Source organism: Neisseria sp. P0021.S005, from assembly GCF_051956955.1.
The window spans coordinates 1-15,847 of record NZ_JBQCWY010000035.1 but is presented as its reverse complement, the minus strand read 5'-3'; the positions used below and the strand labels follow the sequence as shown (position 1 = coordinate 15,847).

Here is a 15,847-nt window from a genome sequence, read left to right as displayed (position 1 = left end):
ACACTTCGCGCACCATGCCTTTGCCCTTGTGCATATGAAATATATTGCCTTCGGCAGTAACAATACCTGCTGCGTCCTGACCACGGTGTTGCAACATCTGCAAACCATCATACAACATCTGATTGACCGGCTCATGACTAACCAAACCTAATACACCACACATATCGTGCTTCTCCGAGTTTGAAGATTAAATGGGTAAGCTGTCATTATAAAATAATTTAGATGAGTTTGCTCAAATTGTTAACAATATGATGCTAAATTTACGCAAATAAAAACGGATTCAGACGGCCCATAGACCGTCTGAATCCGTCAAACTCAATCATCCAATTCTTCAACTTCAGCTGCTTTACCCGAAAGATGCGGCATTGCGGCATCTTTTCCAGGCAGATAAGGCATCGCAGCATCTGCAAGTGATTCAAAATACGGAATTGTGTGCGAACTTTGCCACTCTTCCGTTTTCGGCAAATCAGTGTGTGAAAAAACCATCACTGCCAGTGTCACCAAAATCACACCTTTCACAGCACCGAATACGCCGCCAAGCAAACGGTTGATGCTTCCTAAACCAACGGCAGACATCAAACTGCTCAACAGCGATCGTGCCAGTTTCTGCAACAGCCATGCCAGAAAAAACACAGCGGCAAAACCCATGGCAACCGCCAAGGAATGCGGCTCAACCGATTTAAAGACCACATCGGCAAACGGCACGGCGAGCGTTCTGGCTGCAATAAACGATACCACCCAGGCCACCATCGCTCCTGCTTCGGCAATAATACCCCGTGTCAACGAAATAATGATGCAGATGACGATGACGGCGGCCGCCAATAAATCGGCAACAGGCAAATTACTCACTGGTCACCTGACCGGCAATGCCATGTACACGCAATTTGTTCAAATCGCGCTCTGCATCGCGTGCATTTTTATAACTGGCTGATTTCACGCGATACACCTTACCTTTATCGGTCATCACTTCAGTAATGGTCGAATCGATACCTGCGGCTTTCATTTTACGTTGCAGGCTCTGCGCGCGTTCTTTTTCAGCATAACCAGCCTGAATAGCGGCTTTTTTAGCAGGCTTGGCTTCTGCTTTTTCTTTTTCAGCTTTAGGTTTGGCTTTTTCAGACGGCTTCTCGGCAGTTTTTACCTTATCGGCTTTTTCTGCTTTGGCCGTTTCTGGTTTAGCCTTCTCATTTTTTGGTTTTTCAACTTTGGCTTCTGCTTTCTTAGTAGGTTCGGCCTTGTCTTTTACGCTGTCTTTGCTGTTTTTGGCAGATTTACGCTCGGCAATGGCTTTCTCTGCTTTTTCCAATTGTGCTAATTTATTGCGTTCAGCAGCAGCTTCACGCTCTGCTTTTTCAGCACGCGCTTGAAGTGCACGTTTTTTAGCAGCCAATGCGTTTTCTTTTTCATCCGCTTCCTGTTGGGCTTGTGCCTTGCGTGCCGCAGCACGTTGTTCTGCCTGGCGTTGGCGGCGTTCTTCGGCTCGGCGCTCCGCAGCTTCGCGTTTGGCGGCCTCAGCTCGTTGAATACGCTCAGACTCTTCCAAACCTTTAATATTGCCGTCATCCAAAGTATCATTAATCAAAACCAACGGCTCGCCGACATCTTCGGGAGCAGACTCACGGTTTGGCTTCAATACTTCAACCGGCGCATTGTCTTCTTCGTCGCCGGCATTTTGAGGTTTGCTTTGCGCTTCGGCATCCGCATGGCGGGCTGCTTCTTCAGCCATCGCAACATCCTCTTTATTCGGCTCTAAAACAACGGCCTTGCTCGGCTCATCAGCCGTTTTGACTTGGCTCTGACCGACAGGTGCTTCTTTAAACGGTGAATTTTTATCGTCGCCGGAAGTCAGTGCCAGACCGAACAGCATACCCGATGCCACCACCAAGCCGGAGGCTAAGACCAAGCGACGGCGGTTGCGACGTTTGAGTTGTTCGTAACCGTCTAAATCGTATCCGTTTGGAGTTTCTTTTTGTTTATTGTCGGACATGATAATTTCCTCGTTAGTGTTCTTTCAAAACAGCCATTACATCGGCAACAGTATGGAATGAGCCGAAAACAACGATTCTATCATTTTCGGTTGCTTTAGCCAAAGCAGCGCGGTAGGCAGCAGCGACAGTTTCAAAAACATTTACATTGTCGATGCCGTGTTCAGCCAGTTTGGCCTGCAAAGCCTCTATCGTCATGCCGCGCGGTACATCTAAAGGCGCGATGTTCCACTCGTCAAACTGATCTTTAACGATTTCCAGCACGCCATCAATATCTTTGTCGGACAACATACTGAATACAGCAGTACGTTTTTGGGCAAAGGCAAGGTTAATCAGACTGCGGCGCAAAGCACGGGCTGCGTGCGGATTGTGGCCGACATCCAAAACCACCAGCGGACGGCCGGGCAAAACTTGGAAACGTCCAGGATTCTCAACCAACAGCAAACCGCGTTTAATCGCGCCGATATCAACCGGCAATTGTTCGTTCAAACACTCCAACACCGTCAATGCACACGCGGCATTGGACAACTGATAGGCACCGCGCAAAGCAGGAAACGGCAAGGAATTGCGGTTACGGCTTTGGCCGTCTGAAGATTGCGGATGGAAGCGGTAGTTCCACTGTACGCTTTCCATTGATGCAAAATCAAAATCTCGCTGAACCATCAACAGTTTTGCGCCAATTTCTTCTGCGTGTTTGACCAATGATTCAGGCGCAGGATTCTGACCGCACACAGCTGGTTTGCCACCACGGAACACTCCGGCTTTTTCAAAACCGACCTGCTCAACGGTATCGCCCAAAAATGCCTGATGGTCCAAATCCACGCTGGTAACGACCGAGCAGTCGCCGTCAAATACATTCACAGCATCCAATCGTCCGCCCAAACCGACTTCCAAAATCATTACGTCCACATTTTCACGCATGAAAATATCGACGGCAGCCAAAGCATTAAACTCAAAATACGTCAGCGAAATTTCGCCGCGTGCCGCTTCGATACGCTCAAATGAGGAAATAATCAATTCATCTGAAACCGGCTGAGTATTGATGGCGATTCGTTCGTTGTAACGCAGAAGGTGCGGACTGGTCAGCGTACCGACTTTAAAACCGGCTTCTTTATAAATATGCGACAAATAGGCGCATACAGAGCCTTTGCCATTTGTACCCGCCACCACGACGACAGGACATTGCGGCACCAAATTCATGCGTTTTTTCACTTCTCCCACGCGTTCCAAACCCATATCGATAAGGCCGGAACTATGGGCAGTCTCCAAATGAGAAAGCCAGTCTTGTAATGTTTTCATTGTATTTATCGCTTCAAAAGGCCGTCTGAAACGGCCGTTTAATCTATATCTGCCGCAAGTTCTGCTTTGTCTTCTTTTTCACGGCACCAGCGCGCCCACACTTTCAGACGGCGGTAGGCATCGCGGTCGGCCATATCGGGCAAGATGCAGTGTTTGACTATTTTCCCGTCAACATTCCATTGCAAAAACAAAGCATAAACCGTCAACATACTGCTGTCTTGCAAAACCGCACTTCTTCCCTCTGCCTCGTTATTCAAATAAACCGTCGCACGGTATTGGCGGTCGATGATGATTTTTCTGACCGCATTTTGAGTCTGAAAATTAACGCTGCGCCAAGCATAGGCAAAACTGCCGGCCAATGCCGCCAAACCCAGCCACATCATCCAGCCGTAAAACTCGACAAGGCATAAGGCCAACGCCGAAAGGTGTAAGGAAACAATCAGAATTTTCAAAGAACGCGAGGGCTTTAAGGCCGTCTGAAAACTTCTCACGGCTTTACATCATATTGTCGAAAACAGGCGTAATGTTCAATTCCGCCTCTTCCATATCCAAAACCATATCGTGGATTTCGGTATCGAAAAATTCCCAAAAAGCCTTCAAGCTCATGTCTTGCGGCCATTTGCTTTTATCAATGTCCCAGCCTGCCAATTCGGCTTCAAAAATCTGCTGGTAGCGTTCGTCAAAATAGGAAATGACGGATTCGGGTTCGTCAAATTGCGGCACAAGGAATACTGAGCAGTTGGTGCGCAGTTGCTCGACGGTCAGGTCGGGCATATTTTCATCGGCGGATTTCAGCCATTCCAAAAAACGGGCGGTCGGCTTCAGCACAACAGCAGTACGGTCAACAAAATACATTATTTTCAACTTTCAAAATCATTCAAACCGATCATGCCGTCTGAAATTTCAGACGGCCCGAGTTTAATGTGTCATCACCTGTTGCAGGAATTGTTTGGCACGCTCGTGTTTCGGATTGGTAAAAAATTCTTCCGGCGTTTCATCTTCCAGAATCTGGCCTTTATCGACAAAAATCACACGGTCGGCGACTTCGCGCGCAAAACCCATCTCATGGGTCACACACATCATGGTCATGCCGCTTTCCGCCAAGTCTTTCATCACTTTCAATACTTCGCCGACCATTTCAGGATCAAGTGCGGAAGTCGGCTCGTCAAACAACATCACGCGCGGCTCCATCGCCAAACCGCGTGCAATCGCCACACGCTGTTGCTGACCGCCGGAAAGCTGGCCGGGCAGCGCGTCTTTTTTATGCGCCAAGCCGACACGTTCCAAAAGCTCCATCGCTTTCTTTTCCGCCTCTTCACGGCTTTGGTTTTTCACTTTCATCGGAGAAAGAATAATATTTTCCAAGACAGTCAAATGCGGATACAGATTGAACCCTTGGAACACAAAGCCCACTTCTTCGCGCACTTTGTTCAAATCGGTTTTCGGATCGGCAACATTGATGCCGTCCACCCAAATCTCGCCGCTTTCAATGCGCTCGAGTTGGTTTACCGTACGAATCAGCGTCGATTTGCCACTGCCCGAAGGACCGCATACAACGACCACTTCGCCTTGTTTGACTTCCAGATTCACGCCGTTGATAACGTGCAAATCTTTAAAATGTTTGTGTACATTTTTGAATTTAATCATTATTTCTTTCCAAACTGCCAAAATTTTCGGGGCTTAAGTTTCGCTTGCCGCTGCCAAAGCAAAGGAATGGCCGTTTCAAGCCAAAAACGGCAGCTGACTATGCCGTCGGAGGTTCCACCTTGATTGTACCGATTGACTTTAAATTGCTCTTCCCTATCGAGACGATGCCCGGTCAATACCCAAACTGCGCCGATAATTGCCGCTTCAAAACGGTGCCGCTCAGGCGGCATATCCTTACCGGAAAAATACTGCGCCAACTTGCGCCACAAATATGAATTACCTAGAAACCCCCATTGAATAGGAGGTTGCTTAAAAATTGCCATCACTGTTTCAGACGGCCTTTTGAACCAGATAATTGCTCAATGCCACATATTTTTCAGCGGCAATGTGTTCTGCCCTGTCCTGCGGATTGATGCCGACTGCCTGCAAATCATCATCGCCGGCAAGTTCCTTCAAATTATTGCGTATGGTTTTGCGGCGTTGATGGAAAGCCAGTTTCACCAGTTTGGCAAAATGTTCAAAATCTTCCGCTTTACCAATGCGGTGTTTCACCGGAATCATGCGCACGACGGCCGAATCTACTTTCGGCGCAGGATCAAAGGATTCAGGCGGTACTTCAATCAACATTTCCATATCGAAGAAATATTGCAGCATTACGCCCAGACGGCCATAGTCGTTGGTTTTCGGCTGCGCCACCATGCGTTCGACCACTTCTTTTTGCAGCATAAAGTGCATATCGATCACATCGTCTGCCACTTCGCTCAATCGGAACAAAAGCGGCGTGGAAATATTGTACGGCAGGTTGCCGACAATTTTTTTCTTGCCTTCAATGCTGTTAAAATCAAACTGTAATACATCGCCTTCGTGTATCACCAATTTGTCTGCAAACGGCAAGGTTTTCAGACGGCGTACGATGTCGCGGTCGATTTCGCAAACATGCAGGCGGTTGAGTTTTTTCGCCAAAGGCTCGGTAATGGCTGCCAAGCCCGGGCCGATTTCAATCACGATATCATCGGGCTGCGGTCTGACCGCATTGACAATATCGCTAATAATCCGCGTATCCTGCAAAAAATTCTGCCCGAAGCGTTTCCGGGCCTTATGTTCTTTCATATCTTTCTTCAAGCAAGCTGTTTAAGGCAGTATTGTAACTGAAACAGGCGTTTTTGTCGGCACGCTTTCAGACGGCATTTGCCTAATTTTAAGCAAACGGCGGCGCTTCCAAACCCAAAGATTTCAGTAGTTGCGCGGTCTCATAAACCGGCAAACCCATCACGCCGGTAAAACTGCCCTGCAAATGCTCGACAAATACGCCGCCCAAGCCCTGAATCCCATACGCACCGGCTTTGTCCATCGGCTCGCCGCTGGCAACATAGGCTGCAATCTCCTCAGCCGTCAACGTTTTAAAGCGCACTTCGCTCGTCTGCACCACATCATGGCGCACGCCTCGCCAGTAAACGCATACAGCCGTCAGCACTTGATGCGTCCGTCCGGACAAGCGTTCCAGCATATCGACCGCATCCGCCTCGGATTCCGGTTTACCCAAAATAGCCGCACCATCCGCCACCGTCGTATCCGCCGTTAATACAGCAAACTCAGGCTCTTGATCATGAGCAGTAAACCATTGCGCTACCGCTACCTGATTTTTCTCGCAGGCCATACGGCGCACATACTCTACTGCGGCTTCGCCTTCTTTGGGGGTTTCATCAATATCCGCAGGAAGGCGGCGTACCGTGAAACCTAAATTCTCCAAAATCTCACGACGGCGCGGACTGCCCGAGGCCAGATAAATTGCGTTCATTGTATTGAACTTCCTTATTTTGAAATTTTATGCTGTCCGAACAGGCGGACATAATGCGCAGCCGAATACGTCAAAAATGCCTTTTCCTCATCCGTCAGCGGACGCACTTGTCTCACAGGCGAGCCGACGTATAAAAAACCGCTTTCCAATCGCTTGCGCGGCGGCACCAAACTGCCCGCGCCTATCATCACATCATCTTCGACAACCGTATCGTCCAAAATAATTGAACCCATGCCCACCAAAACACGATTTCCAATTCGGCAGCCATGCAGCATGACCTTATGCCCAATCGTCACATCATCGCCGATAATCAGGGGCGAACCGTCAGGCTTCGCCGCATTCTTATGCGACACATGCAAAACGCTGCCATCCTGCACATTGCTGCGCTTACCGATAGAGATACTGTTCACATCGCCGCGCAATACAGCATAAGGCCAAATCGATACATCTTCCGCCAGCGACACTTCGCCAATCACTACCGAAGTCTCATCTACAAAACAAGACTCATCAACCGACGGCACATAATCCAAAAACGCACGAATAGGGTTTGCCATTTCCAATAATCCTTTTCTCAAAACCAAAACTGATCAGGCCGTCTGAAAACACGGCGTAAAACGATTTTATACTACAACAATACGAAATCAAGCCAGAAAATCATCAAAAGGCCGTCTGAAACAGTTTTCAGACGGCCTTTCATCATAAACCCTTTATCTTGGCTTACCACTATTTATCATTAACGCCTCATCTGTCTTTTATGGAATAATCGTCTTCATTTAATTCTTGGAGAAGCCGATGAACACACGTTCAGGAAATTATGCAGCGCCCCTGCTAGTCGTCGGCTGCGTCGTCTTCGGCTTGGGCAGTTTGATCGTCAAATTTGTCGATGTCGGCTCTTACGCCATCGCATTCTGGCGCTTGCTGATCGCCGCCCCTATATTCTTCCTGCTCGGGCGTTTTTTCAGACAAAAAATGCCCACGAAAAGAAAAACAGTTGGCTACGCAGTCTTATCCGGCGTTTTCCTCGCATTCGACCTCGCTCTGTGGCATGAAAGCATTCACGCCGTAGGCCCCGGCATTTCCACCTTGCTCAACAGCCTGCAGATTTTCTTTTTAGCCGCCATCGGCTTCTTCTTTTATTCGGAACGTCTAAGCGCCCTGCAAATTTTAAGTTTGATATTGGCTACCATAGGCGTAGCCTTAATCGGCAGCCCAGAATTCGGTCATAACAACAATGCCGCATGGGGATTTGTCAGCGGCGTAGTGTCCGGTGCTATGCTGGCCCTGTCTATGGTTTTCGTACGCAAAACCCATGAACAGGAAAAAGTCGGTTTGTTTCCACTGATGATGATTTTAAGCTTTGGCGGCGCAATGGCGCTGGTCATCCCATCTCTGCTATTCGATGCCGCCCATCTTTACCCCAAAACTTTAAACGATGTGATTCTAGTCTCCATCTACGGCATCGTTATGCAATGCTTTGCTTGGGCATTGATTGCTTACGCCATCCCGCTTTTATCCTTGTCACTGACCGGCCTACTACTGCTCTCCGAACCAGTTGCCGCCATGTTGATCGATTATTTCTGGCTAGATAAACCGATTAACGCCGTCCAATGGAGCGGCGCTACTTTGACTTTATTGGCGATTTATTTAGGTTCGTTAAAAGACAAAAAATAGATACCAAAAAGGCCGTCTGAAAAATTTCAGACGGCCTTTTCATCTGTTATTGCTTATTTAATACTGGTACCGATACGGCTGAGTTCGCCAAAGTTCATCCAAACAAAGAAGGCTTTACCGACAATCAACTTGTCATCGACAAATCCCCAGTAACGAGAATCGGCGCTGTTGTCGCGGTTGTCGCCCATCGCGAAATAACGGCCTTCGGGAACTTTACAAATAAAGCCATTGCCGTCTTCTGCGTACTCACAATTTTCCAAACCGCTCGTTTCAAGCGAGTAATTGCTTTCAGGCATTACTTCGGAGGTGTATTTGTTCAATACGGCAATGGATACGGAAGGCTGACCGGCTTCTTTGACCACATCAAAGTTTTTGCCGTTCAAGGCCGTCTGAAAACGCTCAAGCGTATGAATCATAGACGGATCGGTATCATCTGCGTATTGATAATTGCCGTTTGGTTTTTCGGGAATAATTTCACCGTTAACAGTCAAAACCTTATCACGATATTCCACAACATCACCCGGAATACCGACGATACGTTTGATGTAATTCATCTCAGGCTGAAGTGGGTAATTGAACACCACGACATCGCCTCGGGCAATATTGCCGACAGGGATAATGACCTTATTCAAAATCGGCAGGCGGATACCGTAAGAAAATTTGTTTACCAAGATAAAATCGCCTTTGACCAAGCCCGGACGCATGGAACTGGACGGAATTTGGAACGGCTCAGCAATAAAGCTACGCAATACAAAGATAACCAAGATGATAGGAAAAAAGCCGCCCATGTAGTCGGTAAAATGTGCATTGTCTTCGCCGGTTTCGCTTTTTTTCAGACGGCCTTTATGGATTGCCCAAACAATACCGGTGAACACGACAAACACCAGCAATACGGCGGTAAAGCTCATAAATTCGGACAAAATTCCGAATACGCCGACCATGCACAAGAGATAACTCCATTGCAAGCCGGAGCTCCATTCGCCGTTTTCCTGACGCTCTTTGCTGCTTTTGAAGTTGAGGACCAAGCCGGCCAGCAGTACAACGATTGCGCCTAAAGTCAGATTTATACTCATTATTTATCACTCACTTGCAGAATCGCCAAGAATGCGCTTTGCGGGATTTCCACATTGCCCACTTGTTTCATGCGGCGCTTACCTGCTTTTTGTTTTTCAAGAAGTTTTTTCTTACGCGTAATATCGCCGCCGTAACATTTCGCCAAAACGTTTTTACGCAGGGCTTTGACGTTTTCGCGGGCGATAATCTGGCTGCCGATGGCGGCTTGGACGGCGATGTCGAACATTTGGCGCGGAATCAGTTCGCGCATTTTTGATGCCAGCTCTCGACCGCGGTGAACGGCGCTTTGACGGTGCACAATCAGGCTCAAGGCATCGACTTTTTCGCCGTTGACCATAATGTCGAGCTTAATCAAATCAGACGGTTGGAACTCTTTGAAATGGTAGTCCAACGAAGCATAACCGCGCGAAGTCGATTTAAGCTTGTCAAAGAAATCCATTACGACTTCGTTCATCGGCAAATCATAAGTCAGCATGACTTGACGGCCCATGTATTGCATATTGACCTGAACACCACGCTTTTGGTTACACAAAGTCATGACGTTGCCGACATACTCCTGCGGCACAAGAATGGTCGCAGTGATAATCGGCTCAAGAATAGTTTCGATGGTGCTGATTTCAGGCAGTTTGGACGGGTTTTCAACTTCGATTTTCTCGCCGTTTTTCAACACGACTTCATAAACCACCGTTGGCGCAGTGGTAATCAAGTCCATGTCGAACTCGCGCTCCAAACGTTCCTGCACGATTTCCAAATGCAACAGACCCAAGAAGCCGCAACGGAAACCGAAGCCCAATGCTTGGGAAACCTCAGGCTCAAATTTCAACGAAGCATCGTTCAGCTGCAATTTTTCCAAAGCGTCACGCAAGGCTTCGTAGTCGTGGCTTTCCACAGGATAGAGGCCCGCAAATACTTGGCTTTGTACTTCTTGGAAGCCGGGCAGCGGCTCAGAGGCAGGGTTGGCAACCAAAGTCACCGTATCGCCGACTTTCGCCTGACCCAATTCTTTTACGCCGGTAATCAAAAAGCCTACTTCGCCGGCTTTGAGTTCTTGTTTTTGAACCGATTTCGGCGTGAATACACCCAGCTGCTCAACCTGAGTTTCCGCCTTAGTGCTCATAAAGCGCACTTTGTCTTTCAGCTTGATGGTGCCATTTTTCACACGAATCAACATAACTACGCCGACGTAATTGTCAAACCACGAATCGACAATAACCGCTTGCAACGGCGCATTTTCATCACCAGTCGGCGCAGGGATTTTGGCAACGATCTCTTCCAAAACATCTTCCACACCAATGCCGCTTTTTGCAGAACATTGCACCGCACCAACGGCATCAATGCCGATGATGTCTTCAATTTCCTGCTCCACGCGATCGGGTTCTGCTGCAGGTAAGTCGATTTTGTTCAAAACAGGCACAACTTCCACGCCCAAATCAATCGCGGTATAGCAGTTCGCCACGGTTTGCGCTTCTACACCTTGAGACGCATCGACCACCAAAAGCGCACCTTCGCAAGCCGACAGCGAACGGGATACTTCGTAAGAGAAGTCGACGTGTCCCGGAGTATCAATCAGGTTGAGCTGATACACCTGCCCATCGCGTGCTTTATAGTTGAGCGCGGCGGTTTGCGCTTTAATGGTAATGCCGCGCTCTTTTTCGATGTCCATGGAATCGAGCACCTGCGTACTCATTTCGCGCAAATCCAAACCGCCACAGTATTGGATAAAACGGTCAGCAAGCGTAGATTTGCCGTGGTCGATGTGGGCAATAATGGAGAAATTCCGTATGTTTTTCATATTGTTATTAAGATAAATGCAATTAAAGGCTGAAAGGCCGTCTGAAAAAACAGGGATTCGGTTTTCAGACGGCCTTAGAATAAGGTTGAATCGTTCCGTATTCTAACGGAAATTCAACGCTTTTGCATGATTTTATAGCGATTTGACAATCTCGGTCACCATCTTCGCCGAGCTGACGGCAGCCGTTTTCAAAAACTCTTCAAAGCTAATGTCCGCTTTCTCATCTGCCGAATCGGATACGGCACGAATAATCACAAACGGCACTTCCAACTGGTGACAGGTTTGCGCAATCGCCGCAGCTTCCATTTCAACTGCTTTTACGTCAGGAAAATGACTGCGAATTTCCGCAACACCTTCGCTGCTGTGTACAAAACGGTCGCCACTGACAATCAGGCCTTGCGTTACGGCCGCACCTTCAAACACTTGCGCTGCCTTTTCTGCTTGACGAATCAGGTTTGAATCCGATACAAACACAGCAGGAAGTTGCGGTACTTGTCCCCAAACATAACCAAAAGCCGTTACGTCAACATCATGATGCGCCACAGTTTCGCCGATAACCACATCGCCAACCTTCAGACCTTTACCCAAACCGCCTGCACTGCCGGTATTGATGACGCAATCCGGTGCAAACTGATGAATGACCCAAGAAGTAGAAACCGCTGCATTGACCTTACCGATACCACTCAAAACCAATACCATGCGTTTTCCAGTCAATTCGCCTTCATATGCCGAGAATTTACCGAAGGACACATGCTTGACATTGGCCATACTTTCACGCAAAAGCTCGATTTCCTGTTCCATTGCGCCGACCACGGCAATTGTTTGTACTGACATCTCGTTACCTTTCCATTCACTAATCGAGCAACATTATAACAGCAGAATTTAAAATCACAGGGATACTGAAAAATCTGCTATATTCCCAACACGACACTCAATTTAAAACAGATTGCCGCTCTAGCGGGCAAAACAGCAAATAATGATTGCTTCTGTTATAATTATTCTCAATAAAATAACTCTATTTTAAATATCTAAATTCTTATGTTTGACGAAAATACTCCGGGCGCAAAAGAAGAATTGTTCGCTTGGCTACGCCATATGAACAAATACAAAGGCTCCGACCTTTTCATTACCACCAATTTCCCGCCTGCCATGAAAGTGGATGGCAAAATCACACGACTGAGCGATGAGCCGCTGAGTGCTGAAAAATGTATGGAAATCGCTTTTTCGATTATGTCTTCCAAACAAATCGAAGAATTTTCTTCCACCAACGAATGCAACTTCGCCATCAGCCTGCCCGATACCAGCCGCTTCCGTGTCAATGCAATGGTTCAACGCGGCGCAACTGCATTAGTGTTCCGCTCCATTACCAGCAATATCCCTAAATTTGAAACGCTCAATCTGCCACCGATTCTGAAAGACATCGCCCTCAGAAAACGCGGTTTGGTTATTTTTGTCGGCGGTACAGGTTCGGGCAAGTCCACTTCCCTCGCCTCCCTTATCGACTATCGAAACGAAAACAGCTTCGACCACATTATTACCATCGAAGACCCGATTGAGTTTATCCACCAACACAAAAACTGCATCATCACCCAACGTGAAATCGGTGTAGATACAGAAAATTGGCCGATTGCATTGAAAAATACCCTGCGCCAAGCGCCGGATGTTATCCTGATTGGTGAAATCCGAGACCGCGAGACCATGGACTACGCCATTTCCTTCGCGGAAACCGGCCATTTGTGTATGGCGACACTGCACGCCAACAGTACCAACCAAGCGCTGGACCGCATCATCAACTTCTTCCCCGAAGAGCGCCGTAACCAGTTGCTAACCGATTTATCGCTCAACCTGCAAGCCTTTATTTCGCAACGCCTGATTCCCCGTGAAGGCGGACGGGGACGCGTAGCGGCTGTCGAGGTTTTGCTCAATTCGCCCATTATTGCCGACTTGATTCGAAAAGGCGAAGTCCACAACATCAAAGAAATGATGAAAAAATCAACTGGCATGGGCATGATTACTTTTGACCAAGCCTTATATGATTTGTATGAAAACGGCGATATCAGCTATCAAGACGCCATTAAAAATGCCGACTCCGCCCACGATTTGCGCCTAGACATTCAATTACGAAGCCGTCGTGCGCAAAATGCCGGTCCAGATTTAGAATTGATTTAAAAGTAAAAGCTTCAAAGCATAGAAAAGGCCGTCTGAAACCTTACTATGAGTTTCAGACGGCCTTTATTCCATCAAATAATCAAGCCTGTTTCAATTTTGCATCGGCATCACGCAATGCAGTGCGCAAACCTTCCTCGATAACCGGATGGTAGAACGGCATATCCAGCATTTGCGGAATCGTCATCTTCATTTGATGCGCCCAAGCCATCAAGTGTGCCAAATGTTCGGCAGCAGGGCCGACAACTTCCGCACCAATGAAACGGCCGGTTGCTTTCTCAGCATACAAACGCATATGGCCTTTGTTTACCAACATAACGCGGCTTCGGCCTTGGTTTCGGAAGGAAACTTCGCCGATGACAAACTCGTCAGGTTGATATTTCGCTGCAACTTGCGCGTATTTCAAACCGATAGTGGCAATTTGCGGACTGGTAAATACCACGCCGATTACGCTACGGCGCAAACCGCCCTCAATATTCGGGAAAATAGCGGCATTATGACCGGCAATTTTGCCTTGGTCGGCAGCTTCGTGCAGCAGAGGCAGTTGGTTGGACGCATCGCCTGCGATAAAGATATGAGGAATGCTGGTTTGCATGGTCAGCGGATCAGCAACGGGCACGCCGCGCGTGTCTTTTTCGATATTGATATTTTCCAAACCGATATTATCCACGTTCGGACGACGGCCGGCGGCAGCCAAAGCATATTCGGCATGGAACACGCCTTTTTCGCCATCTTGTTCCCAATGAACTTCAACATTGCCTTCTGCGTCCAATTTGACTTCGGTTTTGGCATCCAAATGCAAAGTCAACTCTTCACCAAAAACAGTTTTGGCTTCTTCAGCGACAACAGGGTCGGAAATACCGCCAATAGCACCTGCCACGCCAAAAATTTCAACTTTTACGCCCAAACGGTGCAAAGCCTGACCCAACTCTAAGCCGATTACGCCGGGGCCGAATACGGCCACACTCTTAGGCAGGGTATCCCAAGAGAAAACATCATCGTTCACAATCAAGCGATCGCCCAAAACTTCCCATTGCGGGAAAATCACAGGGCGTGAGCCGGTGGCAATCACAAAACTTTTTGCAGTGATTTGCGTATGGTCATCGATTTGGACGGTGTGTTCATCAACAAATTTTGCCGTACCCATAATACGCTTGTCGGCAGGCCACTCTTCTACATCGCTGACTACAAAACCGACAAAACGGTCGCGTTCGGACTTCACGCGGTGCATGACTTCTTCGCCGTTTACCGTTACGCTGTCTTTATCCAAATGCACGCCAAACGGATCGGTATGCAAAGCATGATGGCGCGCTTCTGCTGCGGCAATCAAGAGTTTAGAAGGCATACAGCCCACGCGCGCGCAGGTCGTGCCGAACACATTATTTTCAATCAGGTAAACATTGTCTGTATGAAGTCGGGCATTGCGAAATGCGCCCATACCGGCTGTACCGCCACCCAGTACTACCACATCTGCTTGAATCTTTTTCATATTTTATCCTTACTGTCTATATCCAAACCGATATTGCCATCAGGTTATCCGTTTTCAGACGGCCTAAACTTCACAAACTATCAAAATTTAAAAATCAATAGCCAATACCTAAATATCGATTTAAAACAATAATCTCAAATTCTACTTGCGAATATAGAGTTATTCAGAACGCCGAATTGTAAACGCCGTCTGAATAACTCTATATTTTATCTTTCAGACGGCCTGTTTAAACCGTCTCAAGCATACAGGCGATTAGTTTTTAGCCAAGTAAGCTTCCAAGTCTTCGCTACCGCCGATGTATTTACCGCCGATGAATACTTGAGGAGCAGTCATCTTGCCGGTAATAGCGCGTACGGAAGTAACAGTTGCATCTTTGCCCAATACGATTTCTTCGTAAGACAAGCCTTTGTCTTGCAGAGCTTTTTTAGCTTTAGCACAGAATTGGCAGCCAGGTTTGGTGAAGATGGCAACAGACTCTTGAGCTTTCCAGTCAGGAGCAATGTATTTCAACATAGTGTCAGCGTCAGACACTTTGAAAGGATCACCTGGTTCTTCAGGTTCGATAAACATTTTTTCAACCACGCCGTCGTTAACCAGCATGGAATAACGCCAAGAGCGTTTACCGAAGCCCAAGTCTTCTTTGTCAACCAACATGCCCATGCCTTCAGTGAATTCACCGTTGCCATCAGGGATCATGTAGATGTTGTCGGCTTCTTCTTCAGCAGCCCAAGCGTTCATTACGAAAGTGTCGTTTACAGATACGCAGTAGATTGCGTCAACACCGTTTTCTTTGAACGCACCAAACAATTCGTTGTAGCGTGGCAGGTGAGAAGAAGAGCAAGTTGGAGTAAATGCGCCAGGCAGAGAGAACACGACTACTTTTTTGCCTTTGAACAAATCATCAGTAGAAACATCTTTCCAAGTGT

At 47.6% G+C, this 15,847-nt stretch carries 17 protein-coding genes and 1 pseudogene; 2 read left to right on the top strand and 16 right to left on the bottom strand.

What is annotated here, in order from left to right; genetic code table 11:
- The 11 genes and pseudogenes from ACTHUE_RS03850 to ACTHUE_RS03800 all read right to left on the bottom strand — a co-directional run.
- Positions 1-163: pseudogene (locus tag ACTHUE_RS03850) on the bottom strand (amidophosphoribosyltransferase); the annotation flags it as partial.
- A 152-nt stretch (positions 164-315) separates the two neighbouring features.
- Positions 316-849, bottom strand: a complete 534-nt coding sequence (locus tag ACTHUE_RS03845) for a CvpA family protein (RefSeq protein WP_049336514.1) — start codon at positions 847-849, stop codon at positions 316-318.
- On the bottom strand, positions 842-1,987 hold the full coding sequence (ftsN, locus tag ACTHUE_RS03840; protein ID WP_049336513.1) for a cell division protein FtsN: 1,146 nt from the start codon (positions 1,985-1,987) through the stop codon (positions 842-844). Before ftsN ends, ACTHUE_RS03845 begins: the two co-directional genes overlap by 8 nt.
- Before the next feature lie 13 nt (positions 1,988-2,000).
- Positions 2,001-3,284 carry a bifunctional tetrahydrofolate synthase/dihydrofolate synthase gene (gene folC / locus ACTHUE_RS03835; protein WP_004520149.1) on the bottom strand — a complete coding sequence of 428 codons (1,284 nt, stop codon included), beginning with the start codon at positions 3,282-3,284 and terminating at the stop codon, positions 2,001-2,003.
- A 38-nt stretch (positions 3,285-3,322) separates the two neighbouring features.
- Positions 3,323-3,775, bottom strand: coding sequence for a protein YgfX (locus tag ACTHUE_RS03830; RefSeq protein ID WP_039862251.1), 453 nt, complete (start codon positions 3,773-3,775; stop codon positions 3,323-3,325).
- 4 nt (positions 3,776-3,779) lie between these two features.
- Complete coding sequence (locus tag ACTHUE_RS03825) at positions 3,780-4,139, bottom strand: hypothetical protein (RefSeq protein WP_003747228.1); 360 nt, start codon at positions 4,137-4,139, stop codon at positions 3,780-3,782.
- A gap of 63 nt (positions 4,140-4,202) precedes the next feature.
- A complete protein-coding gene (locus ACTHUE_RS03820; RefSeq protein WP_003747231.1) occupies positions 4,203-4,931 on the bottom strand; it encodes an amino acid ABC transporter ATP-binding protein in 729 nt (242 codons plus the stop codon).
- On the bottom strand, positions 4,931-5,254 hold the full coding sequence (locus tag ACTHUE_RS03815; RefSeq protein ID WP_004520147.1) for a hypothetical protein: 324 nt from the start codon (positions 5,252-5,254) through the stop codon (positions 4,931-4,933). The genes ACTHUE_RS03820 and ACTHUE_RS03815 overlap by 1 nt, the downstream gene beginning before the upstream one ends.
- A 7-nt stretch (positions 5,255-5,261) precedes the next feature.
- Positions 5,262-6,041: a 16S rRNA (adenine(1518)-N(6)/adenine(1519)-N(6))-dimethyltransferase RsmA gene (gene rsmA / locus ACTHUE_RS03810; protein ID WP_004520146.1), complete on the bottom strand. Its 780-nt coding sequence runs from the start codon at positions 6,039-6,041 to the stop codon at positions 5,262-5,264.
- 88 nt (positions 6,042-6,129) lie between these two features.
- The gene (locus ACTHUE_RS03805; protein ID WP_049336507.1) at positions 6,130-6,729 is read right to left on the bottom strand and encodes a Maf family protein; all 600 of its coding nucleotides are present in this window, start codon (positions 6,727-6,729) and stop codon (positions 6,130-6,132) included.
- A gap of 14 nt (positions 6,730-6,743) precedes the next feature.
- On the bottom strand, positions 6,744-7,283 hold the full coding sequence (locus tag ACTHUE_RS03800) for a gamma carbonic anhydrase family protein (RefSeq protein WP_049336505.1): 540 nt from the start codon (positions 7,281-7,283) through the stop codon (positions 6,744-6,746).
- Between the two features lie 238 nt (positions 7,284-7,521).
- On the opposite strand from ACTHUE_RS03800, the gene ACTHUE_RS03795 reads away from it, so the two are divergent.
- On the top strand, positions 7,522-8,400 hold the full coding sequence (locus tag ACTHUE_RS03795; RefSeq protein ID WP_049336504.1) for a DMT family transporter: 879 nt from the start codon (positions 7,522-7,524) through the stop codon (positions 8,398-8,400).
- Positions 8,401-8,453: 53 nt separating this feature from the next.
- Here ACTHUE_RS03795 and lepB read toward each other — a convergent pair whose 3' ends face one another.
- The 3 genes from lepB to ACTHUE_RS03780 form a co-directional block, all read right to left on the bottom strand.
- Positions 8,454-9,473 (bottom strand): signal peptidase I, encoded by a 1,020-nt coding sequence (lepB, locus tag ACTHUE_RS03790; RefSeq protein ID WP_049336502.1) that lies wholly within the window; start codon positions 9,471-9,473, stop codon positions 8,454-8,456.
- Entirely contained in the window at positions 9,473-11,266 is a 1,794-nt protein-coding gene (gene lepA, locus ACTHUE_RS03785; RefSeq protein ID WP_049336500.1) for a translation elongation factor 4, read from the bottom strand. Before lepA ends, lepB begins: the two co-directional genes overlap by 1 nt.
- Before the next feature lie 132 nt (positions 11,267-11,398).
- Complete coding sequence (locus ACTHUE_RS03780) at positions 11,399-12,100, bottom strand: 5'-methylthioadenosine/adenosylhomocysteine nucleosidase (RefSeq protein ID WP_049336499.1); 702 nt, start codon at positions 12,098-12,100, stop codon at positions 11,399-11,401.
- A 204-nt stretch (positions 12,101-12,304) separates the two neighbouring features.
- On the opposite strand from ACTHUE_RS03780, the gene ACTHUE_RS03775 reads away from it, so the two are divergent.
- Positions 12,305-13,435 carry a PilT/PilU family type 4a pilus ATPase gene (locus ACTHUE_RS03775; RefSeq protein ID WP_004520139.1) on the top strand — a complete coding sequence of 377 codons (1,131 nt, stop codon included), beginning with the start codon at positions 12,305-12,307 and terminating at the stop codon, positions 13,433-13,435.
- A gap of 79 nt (positions 13,436-13,514) precedes the next feature.
- Here the strand turns inward: ACTHUE_RS03775 and ACTHUE_RS03770 are convergent, their stop codons facing one another.
- Positions 13,515-14,921 carry a dihydrolipoyl dehydrogenase gene (locus tag ACTHUE_RS03770; RefSeq protein WP_004520137.1) on the bottom strand — a complete coding sequence of 469 codons (1,407 nt, stop codon included), beginning with the start codon at positions 14,919-14,921 and terminating at the stop codon, positions 13,515-13,517.
- A gap of 252 nt (positions 14,922-15,173) precedes the next feature.
- Positions 15,174-15,847, bottom strand: a 674-nt coding sequence (locus tag ACTHUE_RS03765; RefSeq protein WP_440423041.1) for a redoxin family protein, incomplete at its 5' end; no start/stop codon positions are given.

Excerpts from the sequence above, each read along its gene's own strand:
- ACTHUE_RS03805 (WP_049336507.1), bottom strand. The coding sequence starts at position 6,729 with ATGAACGCAATTTATCTGGCCTCGGGCAGTCCGCGCCGTCGTGAGATT.
- rsmA (WP_004520146.1), bottom strand. The coding sequence starts at position 6,041 with ATGAAAGAACATAAGGCCCGGAAACGCTTCGGGCAGAATTTTTTGCAG.
- ACTHUE_RS03820 (WP_003747231.1), bottom strand. The coding sequence starts at position 4,931 with ATGATTAAATTCAAAAATGTACACAAACATTTTAAAGATTTGCACGTT.
- lepA (WP_049336500.1), bottom strand. The coding sequence starts at position 11,266 with ATGAAAAACATACGGAATTTCTCCATTATTGCCCACATCGACCACGGC.
- ACTHUE_RS03825 (WP_003747228.1), bottom strand. The coding sequence starts at position 4,139 with ATGTATTTTGTTGACCGTACTGCTGTTGTGCTGAAGCCGACCGCCCGT.
- ACTHUE_RS03795 (WP_049336504.1), top strand. The coding sequence starts at position 7,522 with ATGAACACACGTTCAGGAAATTATGCAGCGCCCCTGCTAGTCGTCGGC.
- ACTHUE_RS03775 (WP_004520139.1), top strand. The coding sequence starts at position 12,305 with ATGTTTGACGAAAATACTCCGGGCGCAAAAGAAGAATTGTTCGCTTGG.
- lepB (WP_049336502.1), bottom strand. The coding sequence starts at position 9,473 with ATGAGTATAAATCTGACTTTAGGCGCAATCGTTGTACTGCTGGCCGGC.
- ACTHUE_RS03815 (WP_004520147.1), bottom strand. The coding sequence starts at position 5,254 with ATGGCAATTTTTAAGCAACCTCCTATTCAATGGGGGTTTCTAGGTAAT.
- folC (WP_004520149.1), bottom strand. The coding sequence starts at position 3,284 with ATGAAAACATTACAAGACTGGCTTTCTCATTTGGAGACTGCCCATAGT.
- ACTHUE_RS03770 (WP_004520137.1), bottom strand. The coding sequence starts at position 14,921 with ATGAAAAAGATTCAAGCAGATGTGGTAGTACTGGGTGGCGGTACAGCC.
- ACTHUE_RS03800 (WP_049336505.1), bottom strand. The coding sequence starts at position 7,283 with ATGGCAAACCCTATTCGTGCGTTTTTGGATTATGTGCCGTCGGTTGAT.
- ACTHUE_RS03780 (WP_049336499.1), bottom strand. The coding sequence starts at position 12,100 with ATGTCAGTACAAACAATTGCCGTGGTCGGCGCAATGGAACAGGAAATC.
- ftsN (WP_049336513.1), bottom strand. The coding sequence starts at position 1,987 with ATGTCCGACAATAAACAAAAAGAAACTCCAAACGGATACGATTTAGAC.